The organism is Bacillus sp. JJ1521, assembly GCF_036965165.1.
In the GTDB taxonomy this organism is placed as follows: Bacteria; Bacillota; Bacilli; order Bacillales; family Bacillaceae_L; genus Ferdinandcohnia.
On sequence record NZ_JBALOX010000045.1, the window covers coordinates 3,208 to 7,509 of the forward strand.

A 4,302-nucleotide genomic window follows, 5' to 3' on the forward strand; every position below is an offset into this window, starting at 1 on the left:
AATGAGGGCTGGGGCTGTAATTTCTGACGTAACTACGGCTAACAATGGCGAGAAAAAGAGTGCCAAAAAGAAAAAGCCGGATATAACGATTGATGAAAAGCCCGTTCGTGCTCCTGCTGCAATACCTGCCGATGACTCGATTAGAGAAGCTGTCGGAGAAGTACCTAGTATAGAACCGATAACAGTTGCAGAAGCATCTGATAAGAGTGCAGGCCCCGCGTTTGGAATTTTATTTTTCTTCATGATTCCAGCTTGACTCGCGACAGCAATCAACGTCCCTGCTGTATCGAAGAATCCAACAAAAAGGAATGTGAAAATAACAATAATTAATTCTGGTGTAAATACATTTGGGAGCTCTGAAAAAACAACACCAAATGTTGGTTCAAGACTTGGAATTTTACCGATGATACCTGTCGGCTTGTCAATGATCCCGAGGATCATCCCTACAACTGAAGAAATAACCATTCCGTAGAATATGCCACCACGAATTCCCCTTACAAGCATAACTGAGGTAATGATGAATCCGAATAACGCAAGCAAAGTCGCGCCAGATGTGAAATCTCCAAGTGATACAAACGTTGCCTCATTCCCTACAATAATTTTCGCATTTTTTAATCCGATAAAAGCGACAAAGAAACCAATCCCACCTGCAATTGCATACTTCAAATCCTGTGGAATCACATTAATAATTTTTTCCCGCACTTTTAACACACTTAAAATCACAAATAAAATACCTGCGACAAAAACACCCGTTAATGCAGTCTGCCAAGGAATCCCCATCCCAATCACAACTGAATATGTAAAAAATGAATTTAGACCCATACTTGGGGCGATTCCAATTGGGTAATTAGAAAGGATACCGATTAGCAATGAGCCAAGAATAATGGTTATAGCTGTTGCGGTAAAAACAGCACCCTTGTCCATACCAGATTCACTTAACACAAGTGGATTGACAACGAGTATGTATGCCATCGATAAAAATGTAGTTAGCCCGCCTATAAATTCCTGTTTATATGATGTTTGACGTGTACTGAAATCAAAATAATTTTTCATATTTCTATATTCCCCATTTTGAACAGATTTATTTCTCAACAAAAAAAGCCTTGGCAGTTAATTTACCAAAGCATGAACAAATGCAAATAAGGACACTTGATATCCTTACAAAACATTTGTAGACAAGCTTTTTACGGTAGCTTGGTAGAAACGATCGAGCCATATTCTCGAACATATACAAATAATATATTAATATAACGAAAAAATTTTAACAGTAATTTTTAATCACGTCAAGAATTTTTTCGTTAAATAAAGTTTTTTGTTATAGATAATATAGAACAGTTTTGTTATAATAAATATAGAACAGATTGGAGGGATAAAAATGTTAATTCAAATTGAACCTGAATCCGAAATTCCCATTTACCAACAAATCACGAATCAAATCATTGTAGGAATTGCTAAAGGATCTATTCAACCAGGTGAATCTTTACCTTCCGTAAGGACATTTGCGGCAGACCTTGGCATCAATATGCATACAGTCAACAAAAGCTATCATCAATTAGAGAACAAGGGCATGATCCGAATCGTTCCAAAGTCCGGTGCGATTATCTCCTCCCCACAGGATTTTACTGAATCTTCCTTTGAACGGTTAAAGGATGACTATAGATTACTCATTGCGGAGTCACTTGTTGTTGGTATGTCTAGTGAACAAATTCAAGAATTAGTTTCCTCTACTATTAATGATTTTAAATAATATAATTAAGGAGGCATCATTATGACTTTAGCCATCTTTCTCATTATCGCGGTCATTTTAGCCGGAATCCAAACCGCAGTTCCCTTTCTTGTAAAACGCACGGTGATCTTTGGAATTACGGTTCCAGAAAAAAATATCAATGATGAAAAACTTTCTTCTTACAAAAAGAAATATGCCCTACTTGTGTCCCTTTTATCAATAGTGGCTTTAGCAGGTTACGTTACCTGGGCGCTAACCAATGGCCCTTCCGAGGAACAGACTGTTCTGATCGGAATCATTATTCAATTTGCGATTATTCTTTTCAGTTTTACGCTCTATTTTTATTTTCACGGTAAAACACTACAGCTAAAAAGGAAGATGAAATGGGGAGAAAATGAAAAACAGGTACAAATCGCGGATTTGTCAGCTCGTGCGAAGGATGAGATGCTTCCATGGTACGTGTTTTTAGTACCGATGCTTATCACAGTTGGTATGATTGGTTACACAATTGCACAATACGATCTTCTTCCAGCGCAGATTCCTACTCATTGGGGAGCTAACGGGGAAGCCGATGCCTTTACGGAAAAAACACCAATCTCAGCCATTTCATCGCTACTTATGCTGTTGGTCATGCAAGCCATGTTTTTAACAATTGTTGTAAGCACAAAAATATCAGGCATTAAATTAAGTGCAACAGCAACCAATGCTTCACAAATAAGACAATTAACATTACGTAAATATACAAGCTGGTTACTATTTTTAACGACCATTTTATTAACGGGAATGTTTAGTTTCTTTCAATTACGAACAATTCACCCCGATATTGTGGATGGAACCATCGTAATGGCAGTCCCACTCATTTTTCTAATCGTAACCCTAGCCTCGACCATTGTTTTTGCCATAAAAGTCGGGCGTTCCGATAAACTGAACATTGATGAAACCACTACGGGAATAAGAGATTATGACGATGATTCGCATTGGGTCGGTGGACTCTTTTATGTCAACAGAAATGACCCATCCATCTTTGTAGAAAAACGCTTTGGTGTTGGGATGACGATCAACTTCGGAAACCCAATTGGCTATCTTATTATCATAATCCCAATTGCAATCATCCTCCTGTTTAGTTTTCTATAGAAAGAAAAAGTCGACAAGCGCCACTTGTCGATTTTTTTCATCCAGATGAAGGATTTAGTTTCATTTTTGTATCGTAAGCCCGAAAAATTTTTCCGTAAAAATAGGCAAAACTGCCTTGTAAACCAGCTGCTATATAAAAAGGTACAGCTAACGCACCCAAACCAAAAAGATATCCGGCTATATATGGTCCGATAGACATCGGGAGTCGCATTGAAAGAAGGTTAATACTTGATGCAAAGCCACTGCGCTGACCGCGAGTTAAGCTCACACTCAGTGCCTGTTGGGCTCCTTGAGACCCCCGATTCAAAGCCGTTCTAAGGATATAAATAATGGATACAATTGCATAAGAGGATAACAATGGCATTAATAGTAATAGAAGACACGCAATGTAACGCACCATTACAATCGATTGTACCGTTCCATGTTTGTGAGAAATTCTCGAATGAAAGATCGAAGTCATCCCTGTTGCAAAAAAAGTGAGGGCTAACGTACTGCCAATTTGAGCGCTACTAACCCCGAATTTCACGGAAAACCAGTAAGCCATCATCGGTCCCGTCAATCCAATTGCAATTCCATTCAATACATTTATCCCAGCTAGTTTTATAATTGCCGTATTTTCTTCTTTGATCATTTTCTTAGCCTCAATACTAAAATGCTTGTCTGGTATTTGCTTCTCCTTGACTTGCGTTTCTCCCCGTGTCGTTAAAATAATCGAAGCCGTAACAAGAGATAAGGCAAATGTAAAATAGAAGGCTTGTTGATAGGAGGAAACTCCTGAAGCTGTTGACCCGGCACTCATTGTTCCAACGAGCACAGCCCCTGCCGCCATTCCGAAAAAACTAAGTGCGTTATTCAAACTATACATTTTTCCACGATCAGAAGGTTTGATATAAGCTGCAAGCCAAGCTTGTTCAGCTGGAGCAAATGGACTTGCTGAACCCGCATCTGCTTTTCCGAACCCGGAAAATGTGATGGAAATAAACAAAAGAACCGGACTAGTCGTCATAATCCCAATCAATGAACATCCCGCTGTTAACAACTCGGAAAAAAGAATGAATGGTTTCCTACCGACACGATCACTATAAATACCTATAAACGGTGCAAGAAAGACGCCAAGTAACCCACTTGTTGCAAGCACGGTTCCGATTTTTATACCGCTCCACCCTATGGCATCAAGGTACAGGGCCAGTGCAACCACCATCATACCTTGTCCAATGCTACGTATCGTATTGACCAACATTAGCTTTTTGACAGCAAGATGTATCTTATTTGGATTGTCTTCTCGGATTAGCATTTTTTCACCACTTTTGGATAGACTTTGATAGTAAAAGCCTTCCAATGTGGGGTGGTAATTATTCATAGGTGGTTCGCCAGACATTCTGCTTTTTAGAAGATGAAGGACTTTCCGGTGGCTGGCTGGCGGCATTCGGGACTTCATATTG

At 39.2% G+C, this 4,302-nt stretch carries 4 protein-coding genes and 1 riboswitch; of the genes, 2 read left to right on the forward strand and 2 right to left on the reverse strand.

Annotation, left to right across the window (positions count from 1 at the left end):
• The coding region (locus tag V7147_RS07890) for an NCS2 family permease (RefSeq protein ID WP_335367301.1) at positions 1 to 1,053 on the reverse strand (1,053 nt) is incomplete at its 3' end.
• 99 nt (positions 1,054 to 1,152) lie between these two features.
• Positions 1,153 to 1,254: riboswitch (purine riboswitch) on the reverse strand.
• Between the two features lie 121 nt (positions 1,255 to 1,375).
• Here V7147_RS07890 and V7147_RS07895 point away from each other — a divergent pair.
• Together V7147_RS07895 and V7147_RS07900 are read left to right on the forward strand one after the other, a co-directional pair.
• Entirely contained in the window at positions 1,376 to 1,747 is a 372-nt protein-coding gene (locus tag V7147_RS07895) for a GntR family transcriptional regulator (protein WP_335367302.1), read from the forward strand.
• Between the two features lie 21 nt (positions 1,748 to 1,768).
• The gene (locus V7147_RS07900; protein ID WP_335367303.1) at positions 1,769 to 2,860 is read left to right on the forward strand and encodes a DUF1648 domain-containing protein; all 1,092 of its coding nucleotides are present in this window, start codon (positions 1,769 to 1,771) and stop codon (positions 2,858 to 2,860) included.
• 37 nt (positions 2,861 to 2,897) lie between these two features.
• Here the strand turns inward: V7147_RS07900 and V7147_RS07905 are convergent.
• A partial coding sequence (locus V7147_RS07905; RefSeq protein WP_335367304.1) for an MFS transporter occupies positions 2,898 to 4,302 on the reverse strand: 1,405 nt, incomplete at its 5' end.

Coding starts and splice junctions, on each gene's coding strand:
- V7147_RS07895 (WP_335367302.1), top strand. CDS start 1,376: ATGTTAATTCAAATTGAACCTGAATCCGAAATTCCCATTTACCAACAA.
- V7147_RS07900 (WP_335367303.1), top strand. CDS start 1,769: ATGACTTTAGCCATCTTTCTCATTATCGCGGTCATTTTAGCCGGAATC.